At 63.8% G+C, this 16,161-nt stretch carries 22 protein-coding genes; 15 read left to right on the top strand and 7 right to left on the bottom strand.

Going from position 1 to position 16,161, the window contains the following annotated elements; all coding sequences use genetic code 11:
* Positions 1 to 2: 2 nt before the first annotated feature.
* Positions 3 to 524, bottom strand: coding sequence for a histidine phosphatase family protein (locus tag G4G31_RS02625; RefSeq protein ID WP_182990178.1), 522 nt, complete (start codon positions 522 to 524; stop codon positions 3 to 5).
* A gap of 138 nt (positions 525 to 662) precedes the next feature.
* Here G4G31_RS02625 and G4G31_RS02620 point away from each other — a divergent pair, with 138 nt between their 5' ends.
* The 6 genes from G4G31_RS02620 (at position 663) to G4G31_RS02595 (ending at position 4,722) form a co-directional block, all read left to right on the top strand.
* On the top strand, positions 663 to 1,223 hold the full coding sequence (locus G4G31_RS02620; protein WP_182990177.1) for a GNAT family N-acetyltransferase: 561 nt from the start codon (positions 663 to 665) through the stop codon (positions 1,221 to 1,223).
* A gap of 215 nt (positions 1,224 to 1,438) precedes the next feature.
* A complete protein-coding gene (locus G4G31_RS02615; RefSeq protein ID WP_182990176.1) occupies positions 1,439 to 2,074 on the top strand; it encodes a glycine zipper 2TM domain-containing protein in 636 nt (211 codons plus the stop codon).
* A gap of 275 nt (positions 2,075 to 2,349) precedes the next feature.
* Positions 2,350 to 3,546, top strand: coding sequence for an AI-2E family transporter (locus tag G4G31_RS02610; protein ID WP_182990175.1), 1,197 nt, complete (start codon positions 2,350 to 2,352; stop codon positions 3,544 to 3,546).
* Between the two features lie 47 nt (positions 3,547 to 3,593).
* The gene (locus tag G4G31_RS02605) at positions 3,594 to 3,863 is read left to right on the top strand and encodes a hypothetical protein (RefSeq protein WP_182990174.1); all 270 of its coding nucleotides are present in this window, start codon (positions 3,594 to 3,596) and stop codon (positions 3,861 to 3,863) included.
* A 249-nt stretch (positions 3,864 to 4,112) separates the two neighbouring features.
* Positions 4,113 to 4,364: a hypothetical protein gene (locus G4G31_RS02600; protein ID WP_182990173.1), complete on the top strand. Its 252-nt coding sequence runs from the start codon at positions 4,113 to 4,115 to the stop codon at positions 4,362 to 4,364.
* Positions 4,365 to 4,401: 37 nt separating this feature from the next.
* Complete coding sequence (locus tag G4G31_RS02595) at positions 4,402 to 4,722, top strand: sensor histidine kinase KdpD (RefSeq protein ID WP_182990172.1); 321 nt, start codon at positions 4,402 to 4,404, stop codon at positions 4,720 to 4,722.
* Between the two features lie 92 nt (positions 4,723 to 4,814).
* Here G4G31_RS02595 and G4G31_RS02590 read toward each other — a convergent pair whose 3' ends face one another.
* From G4G31_RS02590 to G4G31_RS27370, 3 genes are all read right to left on the bottom strand, one after another.
* The gene (locus G4G31_RS02590; RefSeq protein ID WP_229425295.1) at positions 4,815 to 5,954 is read right to left on the bottom strand and encodes an OmpA family protein; all 1,140 of its coding nucleotides are present in this window, start codon (positions 5,952 to 5,954) and stop codon (positions 4,815 to 4,817) included.
* 226 nt (positions 5,955 to 6,180) lie between these two features.
* Positions 6,181 to 7,758: a phospholipase D family protein gene (locus tag G4G31_RS02585; protein WP_374011340.1), complete on the bottom strand. Its 1,578-nt coding sequence runs from the start codon at positions 7,756 to 7,758 to the stop codon at positions 6,181 to 6,183.
* A gap of 33 nt (positions 7,759 to 7,791) precedes the next feature.
* Positions 7,792 to 7,926: a hypothetical protein gene (locus G4G31_RS27370; protein ID WP_267873645.1), complete on the bottom strand. Its 135-nt coding sequence runs from the start codon at positions 7,924 to 7,926 to the stop codon at positions 7,792 to 7,794.
* 240 nt (positions 7,927 to 8,166) lie between these two features.
* On the opposite strand from G4G31_RS27370, the gene G4G31_RS02580 reads away from it, so the two are divergent.
* From G4G31_RS02580 to G4G31_RS02545, 9 genes are all read left to right on the top strand, one after another.
* On the top strand, positions 8,167 to 8,907 hold the full coding sequence (locus tag G4G31_RS02580) for a Crp/Fnr family transcriptional regulator (protein WP_229425293.1): 741 nt from the start codon (positions 8,167 to 8,169) through the stop codon (positions 8,905 to 8,907).
* 70 nt (positions 8,908 to 8,977) lie between these two features.
* The gene (locus tag G4G31_RS02575) at positions 8,978 to 11,257 is read left to right on the top strand and encodes a PAS domain-containing hybrid sensor histidine kinase/response regulator (protein WP_229425292.1); all 2,280 of its coding nucleotides are present in this window, start codon (positions 8,978 to 8,980) and stop codon (positions 11,255 to 11,257) included.
* A 32-nt stretch (positions 11,258 to 11,289) separates the two neighbouring features.
* Positions 11,290 to 12,111, top strand: coding sequence for a response regulator (locus G4G31_RS02570; protein ID WP_182990171.1), 822 nt, complete (start codon positions 11,290 to 11,292; stop codon positions 12,109 to 12,111).
* A 152-nt stretch (positions 12,112 to 12,263) separates the two neighbouring features.
* Positions 12,264 to 12,413 (top strand): lmo0937 family membrane protein, encoded by a 150-nt coding sequence (locus tag G4G31_RS02565; RefSeq protein WP_182990170.1) that lies wholly within the window; start codon positions 12,264 to 12,266, stop codon positions 12,411 to 12,413.
* Between the two features lie 76 nt (positions 12,414 to 12,489).
* Positions 12,490 to 12,621 carry a hypothetical protein gene (locus tag G4G31_RS27365; RefSeq protein WP_267873644.1) on the top strand — a complete coding sequence of 44 codons (132 nt, stop codon included), beginning with the start codon at positions 12,490 to 12,492 and terminating at the stop codon, positions 12,619 to 12,621.
* A gap of 233 nt (positions 12,622 to 12,854) precedes the next feature.
* Positions 12,855 to 13,085: a hypothetical protein gene (locus G4G31_RS02560; RefSeq protein WP_182990169.1), complete on the top strand. Its 231-nt coding sequence runs from the start codon at positions 12,855 to 12,857 to the stop codon at positions 13,083 to 13,085.
* Positions 13,069 to 13,254, top strand: a complete 186-nt coding sequence (locus G4G31_RS02555; RefSeq protein WP_182990168.1) for a hypothetical protein — start codon at positions 13,069 to 13,071, stop codon at positions 13,252 to 13,254. Before G4G31_RS02560 ends, G4G31_RS02555 begins: the two co-directional genes overlap by 17 nt.
* Positions 13,255 to 13,296: 42 nt before the next feature.
* Positions 13,297 to 13,512, top strand: coding sequence for a HAMP domain-containing histidine kinase (locus G4G31_RS02550; protein WP_182990167.1), 216 nt, complete (start codon positions 13,297 to 13,299; stop codon positions 13,510 to 13,512).
* Entirely contained in the window at positions 13,497 to 13,850 is a 354-nt protein-coding gene (locus G4G31_RS02545; protein WP_182990166.1) for a sensor histidine kinase KdpD, read from the top strand. The genes G4G31_RS02550 and G4G31_RS02545 overlap by 16 nt, the downstream gene beginning before the upstream one ends.
* A gap of 127 nt (positions 13,851 to 13,977) precedes the next feature.
* On the opposite strand, the gene ttcA is transcribed toward G4G31_RS02545, so the two are convergent.
* Genes ttcA through G4G31_RS02530 form a run of 3 tightly spaced genes read right to left on the bottom strand, consistent with a single transcriptional unit; the run spans position 13,978 to position 16,146 of the window.
* A complete protein-coding gene (gene ttcA, locus G4G31_RS02540; protein WP_182990165.1) occupies positions 13,978 to 14,895 on the bottom strand; it encodes a tRNA 2-thiocytidine(32) synthetase TtcA in 918 nt (305 codons plus the stop codon).
* Complete coding sequence (locus tag G4G31_RS02535) at positions 14,892 to 15,290, bottom strand: dihydroneopterin aldolase (RefSeq protein WP_182990164.1); 399 nt, start codon at positions 15,288 to 15,290, stop codon at positions 14,892 to 14,894. Before G4G31_RS02535 ends, ttcA begins: the two co-directional genes overlap by 4 nt.
* A 43-nt stretch (positions 15,291 to 15,333) precedes the next feature.
* Entirely contained in the window at positions 15,334 to 16,146 is an 813-nt protein-coding gene (locus G4G31_RS02530) for an SDR family oxidoreductase (protein WP_182990163.1), read from the bottom strand.
* Between the last annotated feature and the right edge of the window lie 15 nt (positions 16,147 to 16,161).

The raw sequence follows: 16,161 nt of genomic DNA, 5'->3' as shown, positions 1-16,161 counted from the left end.
GCTTACGGGGCCGCGCCGGTGGCCGGCAGCGACGTGAACAGGACGGTGGTGATGGCACCGCCGGCGCCCGGTATCAGCTGGTAGAGGCGGTCGAATTCGTTGTCGGCAATGTCGCTTCCTGGCTGGCCGCCGAACAGGCGCACCAGTTCCGACAGCGTGTTCGAGTGGCCGACGACGAGCACCGCACCGTTCAGGGTTTTCACTTTCGCCACCAAGGCCTGCGGCGTCTTCGGATCGTACAGCTGCACCGGCAAACCGCTGTGCTGCGCCAGCGGCTGCGCGGTCTGCTGCGTGCGGTTGGTCGGCGTGCTGAATATGTGGGCGATGCCGGCCTTGCCCAGCATGGTGGCGATGTTCTGCGCGCGCTGCCGGCCCTGGGGCGTCAGCTCCGGATCCTTGCCCTCGAGCGCCTTTTCGCCGTGGCGCACGAGGTAGATCATCGATGGCTCGGCCAGTGCCGCGCCTGGCGCGAGCACGGCAAGGACGAGGGCGCAAGCGCCGGACAGGCGCGTCAGCAGTGACATGGTGTTCCTTTCATCGGTCGCGGTGGGTGCCAGTTCGTGGCCAGGTTGCTGTCATGTTGGCAGCGCATCGGGCGACAAGGTAGCACACCGGCAGACCTGTGCTACCTTTTACAGGGACGATCTCTGCAGGGGAATGATATGAACCGCAATCCGGACGGGCAAGAAGACACGATAGCAGTGGCGCCAGTGGTACCCGTGCTGTCGACCCCACGCCTGCGCCTGCGCCGCATGCGCGTCGACGACGCTCCCTTCATGCTGGCGCTGCTGAACGATCCGTCCTGGCACCGCTTCATCGGCGACCGCGGCATACGCACCCTGGAGGGCGCGGTCGATTACATCGTGAACGGGCCGCTGGCGATGGTGGCGCGCCTGGGTTTCGGTTTCGATGTGGTCGAGCTGGCAGGAGGTGGCTGCCCGATCGGCGTCTGCGGCCTGGCCAAGCGCGATTTCCTCGACGACGTCGATATCGGCTATGCCTTTTTGCCGCAGTATTGGGGAAGCGGATATGCCCACGAGGCGGCGCAGGCCGTGCTGGCGCATGCGCGCCAACTCGGCTTGCGGCGCGTGGTCGCCACGGTGCGCCCGGATAACGCTGCGTCGATCAGGCTGCTGGAAAAGCTGGGCCTGCGCTACGAACGCAGGCTCGAGCGCATGCCCGCTGCGCCCGACCTGTGCCTGTATGCCGTGGAATTCGCTTGACGGGGCGGACAGGGCGGATGGCTGCCTCCGCGAGATCGTGTTGCCTGCTCATCCAACTCTATTTTTCGCTACGTACGGTAAGCCACAGAGCGCAGGCGTCGAAAGGCGGATAACGGTGTTGACGGCACGAAACGTGTCGCAGAACAGCGGTCAAGAAAACAAGACCAGGCCGTATTCACCGCTGAACCATCCGATTCCATCACTGAAAGAACATCATGAACATGCCCCTCAATAACGATGCCAAGCGCCGCACCCACCCGGTCGTGCTCGCAGCGGGTTCCGCCGTCGTGCTCGTGTGCCTGGTCGGCACCGCCGCCATCATGGGATGGCTGCCGACCTCTGCCGGCGCGACTGCCGAACAGGCAGCGCTGGCGCTGGCACAACCTGCCGCCGTGTCGCCTGACAAGCCGGCCAGGCAAGCGGGCGATCATGCCGCACCCCGTCATCTCGCAGCGGCGCCGGTCGTGTACCGCCAGCCGCGTGCGGAGCCTGTACGCCGTACCGAAGCACCGGTATGCCAGAACTGCGGCACTGTCGCGTCGATCCGTGAAATCAACACCCGCGGCGATGGCAGCGGTCTTGGTGCGGCCGGCGGCGCCGTCGTTGGCGGCCTGTTGGGCAACCAGGTCGGCGGCGGCCACGGGAAAGAGGCGATGACCGTCGTCGGAGCGATCGGCGGCGCGTTTGCCGGGAACCAGATCGAAAAGCGGGCCCGTGCCACGCAAAGCTACGAAACCACGATCCACATGAACAATGGGTCGACGCGCACGGTTGCACAGACTGTGCGCCCTGAATGGCATGACGGCGACCAGGTAAAAATCGTGAACGGCATCGTGCAGATGCGGGGCTAACACCCCATGACAAGCCGCGGCGTGCCTGTGCAAAGCAGGGCGCCGCGGCTTGTAACGCACGGCCGCAGCGCACCTCGAGGTGTGCTGCGGCCGTGTCGTTTGCAGCCCGCGTCTCCCACCAACACAGATTACACCGCGCCATGTCGACCCAGAATACCTGTCACGCCCACGAACCACCTCCATTATCGCCCTGCCTTGAGCGAGCCGGCCGGGCACCCACCGAGGGGCCGACAGTCGCAAGGCTGGGTGACCATGCGGCCCTGCGGCCGCCGCAGGTGCGCAGACGCACTATCCGTATCGAGATCGCGCCGCGTACCATGTTTACCATCGTGGCGATTGCGCTCGGTATCGCCTTGCTGACCCATCTGATACCGGTGGTCCTGGTGTTGATCACTGGGTTGATGTTGGTCGGAACGCTCAGTCCCCCCGTCGCCTGGCTGGAGCGCCATCGGCTCGGCCGCCTGAGCGCCATCGCCCTCGTCTTTGCGACCCTGCTGCTGGTGGTCGGGGCGCTGGCGGTGTTTACCGTGCCCGCGTTTGTCGTCCAGGTCGGCAGCCTGGTCGAGCAGGAACCGGCATTACGCATAAAGCTCGTGAAGTTCCTCGCCTCCTATCCGCTCACCACCTCGCTGGCCGAGACCTTGCGCCACCTGCAGTACGGCCAGTTGTTCAAGTCCTACAGTACCGAAGCGATCGCGTTTTCGCGGGACGTGCTTGAAATCGTGGCCTATGGCGCCGGCTCGATTTTCCTCGCCCTGTACATCATGATCGACCGCGACCGGCTGCGCGGCGCCCTGTTTTCCGTGGTCCCGCGCGCGCACCATATGAAGCTCTCGCGCATCATGCTCAAGCTGGAAACGATCGTGGGCGGCTATGTCCGCGGCCAGATCGTTACCTGCGCCATGATGGCGACCCTGCTGTTCATCGTGCTCAGCGCATGCGGCGTGCCCAACGCCATCGCCATTGCCGCGTTCGGCGGCATTGCCGACGTGCTGCCCTTCGTGGGCATCTTCCTGACCATGATCCCGGCCGTGCTCGCGGCACTCGGCGTCAGCAGTGTCGCGGCCACCGTCGTGTTCGTCGTTCTGCTGTGCTACGAGCAGTTCGAAAGCCGGGTCCTGATACCGCTCATCTACGGCCGTGCGCTGCGTTTGCCCTCGTCGGTGGTGCTGTTCTCCCTGATTACCGGCGGCACCCTGTACGGCATTGCCGGCGCCCTGCTGGCGCTGCCGCTGGCGGCGACCCTGCTGATGCTGGCCGATGAGCTGAAGATGGGACTGCCTGGCGAAACACCGCAGCCCGACGACGTTACCGCCGACCGCAATGACATCGTCGGCGAGGCCGAATACATGCGCCGCACCGGCGGCATGAGCGCCGAAGCCTCGGCCGGCGTGGCGCTGGAAATCTCAGGAGAGCGCAACGTGAAGGAAGCCCAGTCGCCCGATCCTTCGCGTGCGCCTGAGTCGGGGTAATCCGCGTAGCGTCGGAACTCCAGAAAAGTCTCAAAGGAGACACCATCATGAAAACCGAACGGTCGACTACCTTTCGCGGTCTGCCGCTGACATCCGAACAGGACAGCGAGATCCGGCATTACATCCACGGCCGGCAACGTTGTGGGCTGCCATGGGAAACGTCGGAGCTGCAGGCCATGCTGGCCGACATGCTGGACCCGCCGGAAGTGGACGAAGAGGACGGGACCTCGCTCTCCGACAGCATGCGCGCCGAACGCGTGGCCGTGCAGGACAACGAGGTCGACCCCGACAAGCTCGACGTGCGCCACAGCCATTGATGGCTGGAGCAGCGCCGGCGAGGCCAGGCTTCCTGCCCCAATGCGCCGCCGGGCACACGCCCGCCTCTACAGGCATTGCATTCTTGACTACACCGATCGGGCGACGCGCAACAACATGCCAGATCGCAGGGCCTGGGTCCACGGCCCGCGTCTGACGAGGCGCGCGTCATCCGCCCAGGGCAGGCTGCGTACGCCAGCGGATTTACCCTGCTGCAGCTCATCGCCGAGTATCGCGCCCTGCGCACAAGCGTGCTCAAGCTGTGGGAGGCGCACTGTGTCGACCTGCCGGCCGACATCACACGCTTCAACGACGCGATCGACCAATCCCTCGCGCAAGCAGCGGTCGCCTATCCCGACAGGCTCAACGAGACCCGCGAGATGTTCCCGGCCATCCTGGGATCTGCGCGGTCCCCGGCTGCGACCATGGCGGCAGGGGCCTACCTCGGGCGCCCTGGCGCGTTCGAGCATCAGGTCGAGCAGATGGGGGCGCGGCTCGGATGAGTTGATGGGGTAATTCGACCAGCCCCGGCTCCAGCAGTTGCTCACGAATCTGGTCACCAATGCGGCGCAGTACGGCACGCGCGGAAAACCGATCCTGGTGGAGATTGCGGGCGAGCCGGAGCGCGTGCTGATCAGCGTGCGCAACGAAGGCCCGACCATTCCCGCAGACGCGCTACCCACCCTGTTTTCGTCGTTGGTGCAGCTGCCGAAGCACGATGGCGACGTGCGTCCACGCAGCAGTCCTGGTCTCGGCTTGTTCATTGCAAAGCCAATCGCCGTCGTCCATGGCGGCGACATCGAAGTCCGGTCGGATGATGCCACGGGCACCGTATTCACCGTGATCGTGCCGCGGGCTTGAACACAACGGTCCGTGACGGCCGGGTTGCTTCGTTCGGACGCAAAAAAACCGCCTGGGCTTGCGCCAGGCGGTTTGTCGATCGGCTTCCCGGATTAGCGGGGGACGCTGCGGGTGCCGACGACTTCGATGGTCACGCGGCGATTCCTGGCGCGGCCTTCGGCGGTCGCATTATCGGCAATGGCTTGGGTTTCGCCCTTGCCTTCGGTGTACAGCCGTGCCGGATCCAGCCCGCGCGATACCAGATACGCCTTGACGGCATCGGCACGGCGCAGCGACAGCTTGTCGTTATACGCGTTCGAGCCGACCGAGTCGGTATGGCCGACTGCGATCATGACTTCGGTATTCATGCCCTGCAGCTTCGCCATCAGGTCGTCGAGTGCGGCTTTGCCGTCCGCTTTCACCACCGATTTGTCGAAATCGAACAATGCCTCGGCGGCGAACGAGACCTTTTCCGACACGGGCGCGGGCGCCGGTGCCGGCGGGGCGGCGCGCATTTCTTCCTGCGGGGCGGCGACAGGCGCGGCGACGATGGCCTTTGCCGCCGGGCGGCCAAACTTGTAGACCAGGCCGACCGAAGCGAGGTCGACATCGCCGCGATTGCCGACCACGTTATTGACGCGGTAGCGTTCCACTTCCGCGCGCAGCGCCAGGGCTTCGCTCAGTTTGTATTCCAGCCCGAGTCCGAGCTTCGCGCCGCGGCGGCCTCCGCTTGGCGGGTTCGGGTTGCTCAGGGCATCGAGGCGGTTGCCGCTGTAGTGGGTGCTTGCACGTGCATATTGCACGCCCGCGCGGCCCAGCAGCGACAAGCGCTCCGTCAGCGGCAGTTGGCCCACCAGGTCGGCGTTCACGCCGCGCAAACTTGTCTCCCCGCGCAGTGCGCCATTGCCGGAAGTGGTGGCCGCGGCATCGAACTTGCCCAGGTCAAAATAACCGGCTTCGAGTGCGAGATACCGGTTCAGTTGCTTGCCGCCGAACAGCTTGAAACCAAGGTCGCGTTCGTCCTTGCTGAAGGAAGTGAGGCTGGAGCCATCGGCCGTCAGGTTGCGCGTCATGCGTGCCCCATCGATGTCGGCGCGCGCTTGTCCCACGCTTGCTCCCATGTACCAGGCGCTGTTGGCCCAATCCGGATTGACGAAGCCGGCTGCAGCCGCCTCGGCCGGCGCCGCATGCGCGCCGACCATGGTGGCGCAGGCCAGGGCGATCAGTGCGGCGAGGGTGCTTGAAGTTTTCATTGTTCTGTTTTTCTTTATGGTGGTGAGTTACGTGGTGATCAGGTTGTTGCCTGGCTGTCCCCTGGGTGGGGGCAGCGGCCGACAGTCATGCAGGCTTCGGAACGCACTATTACCTTTCGGAACCCTCCACTCCGTTCGGTACCGCGCACAGCGCCAGTTATTTGCTGAATTCCGAGATAAATGTTCTGAAATACCTGTCCAGCCCCGCCGACGCATGGAATGGGTGCTACAACAACCACTCGATCGGCAGCAGCGACATCAGCCACACGCCAGCACGCAGGCCCGGGCTGGTGCCGGGCTCGACGTCATGGCGCAACACCGCGGCGCCGCGGCGCTCCAGCCAGTACAAGCGTCCTGCCGGCGACAGGCGCACTTCGTAGGCTTCCAGCGGCATTCTTTGGGCAAACGCATCGAAGATCCGGCGCGCCAGCACCGGGCTGTCGATCACAAAGCCCATCTCGGTGTTCAGCCTGGCCGAGCGCGGGTCGACATTGAACGAACCGATGAAGACGCGGGCATCGTCGACAGAAAAGGTTTTGCTGTGCAGGCTGGAGGCTGAACTGCCGCGCAAGCCCAATATCCTTCTCCGCGCGGATGCCTGCGTCATGCGGCGCAGTTCATAGATCGTCACGCCGGCGGCAAGCAGGGCCTTGCGGTGTCTGGCGTAACCGGCGTGCACGGCGGCGACATCGGTGGTTTCCAGGGAATTGGTCAGCACCCTGACCTTGATCCCGCTGTTGGCCAGTTCGACAAAGGCGGCGGTCCCCTCGTCCGTGGGCACGAAATAGGGCGACACCATGTTCAGTTCGGACACCGGCTCGCCCATCGTCTTCTTGAGCTTGTGGACGACCAGGGTGCGTGGCTGCTCCAGTCCGAGTCCTTTGCCAGGGTCGTCGCTGACCATGCGCGTGACACTCCAGTCGAAGACCAGGCGGTTTTCCAGGAAGTCACCGGCAAACGTGGAGGCACGCAGAGCGCGCGTATAAGCGAGGGCGCGCGGACTGCGCTCGATCTCCAGCGCCGCCGCCGTCAGTGCGTCGAGCGCAATGGGAGTCACTTCATCCAGCAGGCCGGTGACCGGATAGGATGATCCGCTCCCCCAGTAACGATCGAAATCCTTCGACACATCGGCAACGACGGGCCCGATCGCCATCACGTCGAGGTCGGCGAACAGCAGGTCGTCGTCGGCGCCGAAGTATTCGTCGCCGACATTGCGGCCGCCGACAATCGTGATCTGGTTATCGGCGGTAAAGGACTTGTTGTGCATGCGCCGGTTCGCGCGGCTGAAGTCGCTCAGATAGCCGAGCACCCTAGCCCTGCGCATGACGAACGGGTTGAACAGGCGCACTTCGAGGTTCGGGTGTGCGTCGAGTGCCGCCAGCAAGGGATCGAGTCCGGCCGTGTTGTTATCGTCGAGCAGGAGCCTGACCCTGACCCCGCGCTCGGCAGCCTCGCGCAGGGCCGCGAACAACAGGGTGCCCGTCATGTCCTGGTGCCAGATGTAGTACTGAACGTCGAGCGTGCGCTCGGCGGCCTGCGCCAGCAGCACGCGCGCGGCGAAGGCATTGCGTCCATCGGCAAGCGGGTAAATGCCGGATTTTCCCGGATGCGCCGCTACCCCTGCGGAAACGGCGCGCCCCAGCCCGGTGCTACCCGTATGCGCATCCGCTGTCGAGGCAGGCCGGTTGTCGAGGGAGGGCAGGGTGGTGCAGCCGGCAAGCAAACCCAACAGCAGGCACAGGGCGAATGCACGCATTGCGCCGTAGGGGTGCCGGCCTGGTCCCGGGATCGGACGGAGGTACATCATCGGGGCGCCTGGGCGAGCACGCGGCGGCAGTCAACCATGGCTCAGCAAGGTCCACAACAGGGTGGCAAGCTTGGCCACGCTGAGCGCTGCGATGGGGGAGGTGAGGATGCCGATCCACCCCGTCGAGCTGGCCATCAGGCTCGCATAATCCTGTGCAACATTCATATTGTTACTTTCTGTGGGATGCATTCCTGCCGGCTGGGCGCACGGTGGAATCCGGGTGGCACGTTTGCCGCGCCACCATGCAGCACTGTTGCGCCGTCCGGGAGCCCGCTCCGTTCGGTGGCACGCACAGCAGTAACAAAAAATAAAAAATTGCAATATTTCTAGGCGTTATGAAGTCCCCATGTTAGGCTTGTTTGTCTTAGCTTTGACTTATCACGAAACAATTTACAGCGCACCTGTATGCAAGACCCGAACCAGAACTACCTGCTCGCTGCCATGCTGGACGCGGAATTCGACCGCTTGTCCCCCCATCTCGAATCGGTAGCGCTGCGCCTCGGCGACGTGTTGTGCGAGTCCGGTGACACGCTCGATTACGTCTACTTCCCGACAACCGCGATCATCTCGCTCCACTATTTGCTCGAAAACGGCGGCTCCTCCGAAATCGCCGGCGTCGGCAATGAAGGCATGCTCGGGGTATCGCTCTTCATGGGCGGCGGCAGTACGCCGAGCCGGGCCGTGATCCAGACGGGCGGCCATGGTTATCGCTTGCCCGTGCGGATCCTGATGGAAGAATTCAACCGGGCCGGCCCTGTCATGCGCCTGCTCTTGCGTTACACCCAGGCCCTGCTCACCCATATGTCGCAGACCTCGGTCTGCAACCGTCACCACAGCGTGGAGCAGCAACTGTGCCGCTGGCTGCTGCTGACGCTCGACCGCCTGGGCGAGGGCGAACTGACGATGACGCAGGAGCTCATTTCCAACATGCTCGGCGTGCGCCGCGAAGGGGTGACGGAAGCGGCTGGCCGGCTGCAGGGGCGCGGCCACATCAGTTACCGGCGCGGCCACATCACCGTGCTCGATCGCATCGGCCTCGAGCAGGACGTCTGCGAATGCTACGACGTCGTCAAAAAGGAATTCGCCCGGCTGTTGTCGGACGTACGCCAGCGCCAGCCTGCGGGCTTGTCGAAACGCGCTGCCTGACACGGCCTGCCGTCAACCCTCCATTACCGCCGGCCCTTGACCTGGGCTCAAGGGCCGGGCACCGCTCACTATGCAACACATCAAACATTCTTCTCTCGAGCGCCTGATGGCAATCGGCTTTGCCGCAACGCTCGCTGCCGTGCTGCTGACGACCGCCATCGCGCTCGAGCAGCTAGGCCGGGGCACGGCGGCGATGCATATCAAGCTGATCATTGCGCTGCTGCTCGCTTTCCTTGGCGGCCTGCTGTGGCTGGCACGGCGCCAGTCCCGCCTGCGCAAGGCCACGCAGGCGAAGCTGCGCTCGGCGCCCTTGCTGAAAGCGGGCGCGCTGCAGGATGCCATTTTCAACAGCGCCAATTTTTCCAGCATCGCCACCGATGCCGATGGCGTCATCCAGGTGTTCAACGTGGGCGCGCAACGCATGCTCGGCTATGGACCGGAAGACGTCGTCGACAAACTGACGCCGGCAAGCATTTCCGATGCGCAGGAGCTGATCGAACGTGCGGCCTCGCTCAGCAGCGAGTTCGACACGACGATCCAGCCTGGCTTCGATGCGCTCGTCTACAAGGCCTCGCGTGGCATCGAAGACATCTATGAACTGACCTATGTCCGTGCCGACGGCAGCTCGTTCCCGGCCCTCGTGTCGGTCACTGCCTTACGTGGCGCCGAGGACGAGGTGATCGGCTTCCTGCTGATCGGCACCGACAACACGGCGCGCAAGCGGGTCGAGGCCGAACAGGCCCTGCTCGACCAGCGCCTGCGCGACCAGCATTTTTATACGCGTTCGCTGATCGAATCGAACATCGACCCCCTGATCACCACCGACCCGGGCGGCATGATCAGCGACGTCAACCAGCAGATGGAACTGCTGACCGGCCGCACCCGCGATGAGCTGATCGGTGCGCCGTTCAAGAGCTGCTTCACCGAGCCGCAGCGCGCCGAGCAGGCGATCACGCGGGTGCTCCAGGAAGGCAAGGTCACCAATTATGAATTGACGGCGCTGGCCTGCGACGGCGCCAGGACAGTGGTCTCGTTCAACGCCACGACCTTCCATGACCGCGACCGCAACCTGCAGGGCGTGTTTGCCGCCGCGCGCGACATCACCGAGCGCAAGCACTTCGAGGACGCCCTGCAGGAGACCAACGTCGCGCTGCAGCTGGCCAGGGAAGCGGCCGAAAAGGCCAACCGCGCGAAATCCGAGTTCCTGTCGAGCATGAGCCACGAACTGCGTACTCCGCTCAATGCGGTGCTCGGCTTTGCCCAGCTGATGGCTTCGGAACTGCCGCCGCCGAGCCTGCGCCAGCAGCGTTCCATCGACCAGATCCTCAAGGGCGGCTGGTACCTGCTGCGCCTGATTAACGAGATCCTCGACCTGTCCATGATCGAGGCCGGCAAGGTGACGATGTCGCAGGAATCGATGTCGATCAACGACGTGCTGCAGGACTGCAAGGGCATGATCGAGCCGCAGGCCAGCAAGCGCGGCATCGCCATGACCTTCCCCGAGCTCGACAACGTCTACTATGTGCACGCCGATCGCACCCGCATCAAGCAGGTGATGATCAATCTGCTCTCGAACGCGATCAAGTACAACGGCGCGGCGGGCACGGTGACGGTCGCGTGCACCGAAAGCGGCAACGGCCGGGTACGCATCAGCATCAAGGACACCGGCGCCGGCTTGCCGGCCGACCAACTGGCGCAGTTGTTCCAGCCATTTAACCGCCTGGGCCAGCACGACAGTGTCGAAGAAGGCACCGGCATCGGTCTCGTGGTCACCAAGCAGCTCGTCGAGCTGATGGGCGGGCAGATCGGGGTCGAAAGCACGGTCGGCGTGGGGACGGTGTTCTGGGTCGAGTTCGCTGCATCGACTCCGCCAGTGCTGGCACTCGACAATATCGACGAAGTATCGCTCGTGCGCCGGCACGCAGCGGCGCCTGGGTCGGGCGACCAGCCGACACTCCTGTATGTCGAAGACAATCCCGCCAATCTCGCATTGGTCGAGCAGCTGATCGCGCGCCGCGGCGACTTGAAGCTGCTCACTGCAATCGACGGCCAACTCGGCATCGAACTGGCGCGCACTTACCTGCCGGACGTGATCCTGATGGACATCAACCTGCCCGGCATCAGCGGCTATGGTGCACTCAAATGCCTGCGCGACGATCCGGCCACCGCGCATATCCCGGTGCTGGCGCTGTCGGCGAATGCGGTCCCCCGCGACATCGAAAAGGGACTGGAAGCAGGGTTCTTCCGTTATCTAACAAAACCGATCCGCGTTCACGAATTCATGAATGCGCTCGACGTAGCCTTGCTGCATTCAGCCAGCCTGGTCCAGCCGGCCGAACACGGCCCATAACAAGATGTCGATGCATATTCCGAGGAAGTGCCATGCTTGAATCCAGTGAGATCCTGAACGCGACGATCCTGATCGTCGATGACCAGGAAGCGAACGTCATGCTGCTCGAGCAGATGTTGCTCAACGAGGGCTATACGAACATCACCACCACCCAGTCCCCACGCGCGGTGTACGACCTGCACAAGGAACACCGCTTCGACCTGATCCTGCTGGATTTGCAGATGCCGGAGATGGATGGATTCGAGGTGATCGAAGCGCTCAAGAAGATCGAGCACGGCAGCTATCTGCCCGTGCTGGTCATTACTGCGCAGCCGGCGCATAAACTGCGTGCCCTGAAGGCGGGGGCGAAGGATTTTGTCAGCAAGCCTTTCGATTTCATCGAGGTACAGACACGCATCCACAACATGCTGGAAGTACGCCTGCTGTATCGCAGGCTGAACGACCAGAACCGTTTGCTGGAGCAGGCCGTACTCGCGCGCACCGCCGAGTTGCGTCAGAGCGAGGCGCGTTTTCAGCGCTTCACCGAACTGTCGTCCGACTGGTACTGGGAGCAGGATGCGAATGGCAGCCTGACGCAGTTTTCCGGTCCGGTGGAAGAAATGCTGGGTCTCGGCGACAAGGCCAGCAACGACGAACTCGCCGCAGCCGGCTGGAACATGGAGGAGCGTGCAACGCTCCAGGCAAAAATCGCGAACCGGCAACCGTTTCTAGATTTTGTCTACAGCAGGACCCTGGCCGATACGCGCGTCCAGTATCTCCAGGTCAGCGGCGAGCCCATGTTCGACACCGCCAGCGCCTTTTCCGGCTATCGCGGCATCGGGCTGGATGTGAGCGAACGCATGCGGCGGGCCTGAGGCAATCACGCGTTCGTTGCCAGAAAATAAACGTTTGGTTCGGAACCGAACGGAAGTGACGTAGGGAAAGGAAGAAGATGGGTTATCGGGACAGCGCGGAATATCCTCCGCGTCCTCTGATTCACGCTTCAACCAACACCAGAAAGTCACTCATGCTATATACCATCGCTGTTGTCCTCATCATCTTATGGCTGCTCGGAATGGTCACCTCGGTGGCCGCCGGTGGACTGATCCACATTCTGCTGGTCATTGCGGTGATTGCCGTTCTGCTGCGCGTGATCGGCGGGCGCAAGATACTCTGATCCAGACAGGACAGACCAGGACGCGCAACTGTCTCGGCCCCGCTCCATTTCTTCATTATTCCCCGAAGTCTCTTCCATGAGGACGCTGCTCTGCGCCGTCATGGACGCCCGCGCCCGCGCCCGCGCCTGCACCGTGCGCGACAGCGCGGCATTGCGCATCCCGGGTGTTCCATCCCGGACCAGGGCCAGCGTCGGCGCAATGCCATAGCGGGGCTCGACGCGACACCCTGAAGAAACCATCGACGCGTAGTGCCGAGTGTTCGGTTCCGAACGGAACTGGGTCTAGCGGCAGACCATGATGGGATCACTCTTCGATTCTGCCCCCGCCCGCTCTTCTGAATTGGCGCCGGCGCCCACCGATTTCCCCGCTACGCAGGACGCGTGCCCGACGCCGTCGAGCTGTTCTGCGCCAGCGGCGTACGCCCAACACAAGGATTCCCCATGAAATATACCCTGATCTTGCTCGCCTTTGCCACCAGCGTCACCCTCGCGGCTTGCCAGCCGGAGTCCGCGCCACCGATGGTGCAGGTCGTCGCCGGTCCAGCCGGCGCGCCGGGCGCCACCGGTGCTACCGGTGCAGCAGGCGCCCAGGCGGCTGCCGGTGCTACCGGCGCCACCGGTGCGACAGGCCAGGCCGGCCGCAGCGGCGCTACGGGTGCCCCCTGGCTATGACGGTGCCAAAGGCGAAACCGGCGTCACCGGGGCGACCGGCTATGACGGTGCCACGGGCGACACCGGCGCAACGGGCGACACGGGTGCGACTGGTGCTACCGGCGACGATGGCGCACAAGGCGACAAAGGCCGCACGGGCGACACGATCGTTGTCCTGCCGCAGCGCTAACCCGGCAGCGTAGACCATGCCAGGCCCGGTGGCTCGAAACGCATGGATGGGATCGTACGGGATTTGCTCGATTTTTCGACCTCGCACCTGGGCGATGGCATACCGGTGGATCCTGACACGGTCGACCTCCTGGAAATATGCCAGGGCGTCGTCGAAGAAGCAAAAACCTTCCATCCCGACCGTAAAATCGAGCTGATCGCGGAAGGCAATTCGAGCGGGGCCTGGGCGCGAGGATGGCCCAGGTGTTTTCCAACCTGATTTCCAACGCGATCCAGCACGGCAAGCCGGAAAGCGTGATCAAGGTGTCGATGCGTGGTTTCCCGGCTGAGGTGATCCATGAAGTCCGAAACGACGCCGACGTCATCCCGTCGACCAAGCTTCGCACGCTGTTTGACCCTGTCAAACGTTTCGCAATACGTCCGCCAAGCGAACGTGTCGTGTCGAAGACGCCCGATCTGGGATTGGGACGGTATGTCGTCAAACAGATCGTCACCGCGCACGAGGGCGAGGTGTCGGTGACCTCGAGCAAGGACGACGGCGTGGTCTTTTCGGCACGCCTGCCCCGCCTGACGCCGCTGCGCCGGCATGGTGATTAAGGGCAGGGAAGCAGGCGCGTCCACCTGCGGGCGCCAGCTCGTCTGGCGGTGATGCGCCGGGCCGGTGTGTAGGGCTTATCCGCCTTGCAAGGCCCCGCAACCAGCCCGGTGGTGCTGACAGCTGCAGTTAAAGCTGGGTGAGCGAAATCGTGTTCGTCACCGGCGCCCCGCACGGCTCTTCGTCGAAGGCGATATCGCCATTCGGATTGGCCACGCCATCCGTTTTCAGGTCCATGAAGCCGAACAGGTTGCGGTCCTGCAGGTGCGAGGGCACGACCGTCGACAGCGACGAGAACACGTTTTCCACGCGTCCCGGATGCGTTTTCTCCCAGCCGCGCAGCATCGCCTTGATCTGCTTCCTCTGCAGGTTTTCCTGCGAGCCGCACAAATCGCACGGGATGATCGGGAAGCCTTTGACTTCCGCATAGCGCTCGGTATCGGCTTCCTTTACATAGGCCAGCGGGCGGATCACCATGTGCTTGCCATCATCCGACACCAGTTTCGCCGGCATGCCTTTCAGCTTCCCGCCGAAAAACATGTTGAGGAAGAAGGTCTCGAGGATGTCGTCGCGGTGGTGGCCGAGGGCGATCTTGTTGCAGCCGAGTTCGTCGGCGACGCGGTACAGGATGCCGCGGCGCAGGCGCGAGCACAGCGAGCAGGTGGTTTTCCCTTCCGGGACCAGGCGCTTGACGATCGAATACGTGTCCTGGTTTTCGATGTGGTACGGCACGCCGAGTTTATCCAGGTAGGCCGGCAGCACCTCGGCCGGGAAGTTCGGCTGCTTCTGGTCGAGATTGACCGCGACGATATCGAAGTGGATCGGCGCGCGCTCTCGCAGCGTCATCAGGATGTCGAGCAGGGCATAGCTGTCCTTGCCGCCGGACAGGCAGACCATTACCTTGTCGCCGTCTTCGATCATGTTGAAGTCGCCAATCGCCTGGCCGACCAGGCGGCACAGGCGTTTATGGAGCTTGTTGTTCTCGTGGGCGATCTTTTCCAGCTTCCTGGCGTCGACGTCCACAGTGTCGTTCAGTACAGCACTCATGCTTCTTCCTTAATTTGAAACACTTCCACACCGACGCCTTCGCAGTCGGGATACACGTCCGGCTTCATCGTCGACACGCGCGCCGCGCGCACCCGCGGGTGGGCCAGCATCGCACGCACGACGTCGTCGCACAGGGTTTCCTGCAGGTGCACGTGGCCTTGCGCCATGCGCTGGGCAATGGTCTCGCGCATGAAATCGTAGTCGACGACTTCATCGAGCTGGTCGGCCTTCGGGGTCGATGCGGCCAGTGGAATATATAAATCGACATTGATCAAGACGCGCTGCTCGCCCTTCTTCTCGAAATCGTGCACGCCGATGTTGATCATCACTTCGTAATTGCGCAGGAACAGCCGGCGGCAATCGCGCAAGCTCGGGTGGGACAGGGCGGACAGCATAACAAGCCTTGATAAGTGATTGGTTGAGGATAAATGGGGAAAATCAGGTCAGGAACATCACGTCGCGCGTCAAGGGCACCAGGTGCTGGCCGCCGTCGACCACCAGCGTGGTGCCGGTCAGGGCGCGCGCCGAGGCCGCATACACGACGGCGTCGGCGATGTCCTGCGGGGTCGACGAGCGCTGCAGGGGCGTGGCCGTGTGGGCTTTACTAAAACCTTCCTCGCTCTGGTCGCCCGACACCAGCGTGATGCCGGGCGCGACGCCGACGATGCGCAGCGTCGGCGCCAGCGCCCGGGCCAGCATTTTGGTGGCGGCGTCGAGTGCCGCTTTCGACAGCGTGTACGACAAAAAATCCGGGTTCAGATTGTACAGTTTCTGGTCCAGCAGGTTGATCACCACGGCCTGGCTGCCGGCCGGGGTAGCGGCATGCAGGGCCTGCGCCAGCAAGAGCGGCGCGGCGACGTTCGCGCTCATGTGCCGGGCCAGCAGGGCCGGCGAAAACGTGGTGGCGCTGTCGTATTCGAACAACGAAGCATTGTTGACAATGCAAGTGGCCCGGCCGAGGGCATCGGCCACGCGACCGGGGAGCAGGCGCACGGCCGCCTCGTCGGTCAGGTCGCAGGACAGCAGCGCGGCGCGCCGGCCCAGCTGCCGGATCGCCTCGGCGGTCTCTTGCGCCTCGCGTTCGGAATGGCGGTAGTGAACCGCGACATCCCAGCCGGCGGCAGCCAGGCCGAGCGCGATCGCACGGCCCAGGCGGCGCCCGGCACCGGTCACGAGCGCAACTGGAGCGAACTGCGGAGCGGATCGCGGGACGGACTGCGGCGTGCCTGCGTGCGGCGTGATGTGCGTCATGTTTAGACCGTTGGC

Origin of the sequence: Massilia sp. Se16.2.3 (assembly GCF_014171595.1) — a bacterium.
Taxonomy (GTDB): domain Bacteria; phylum Pseudomonadota; class Gammaproteobacteria; order Burkholderiales; family Burkholderiaceae_D; genus Telluria.
The sequence above is the reverse complement of the archived record's forward strand: the minus strand, read 5'-3'. Positions and strand labels throughout refer to the sequence as shown.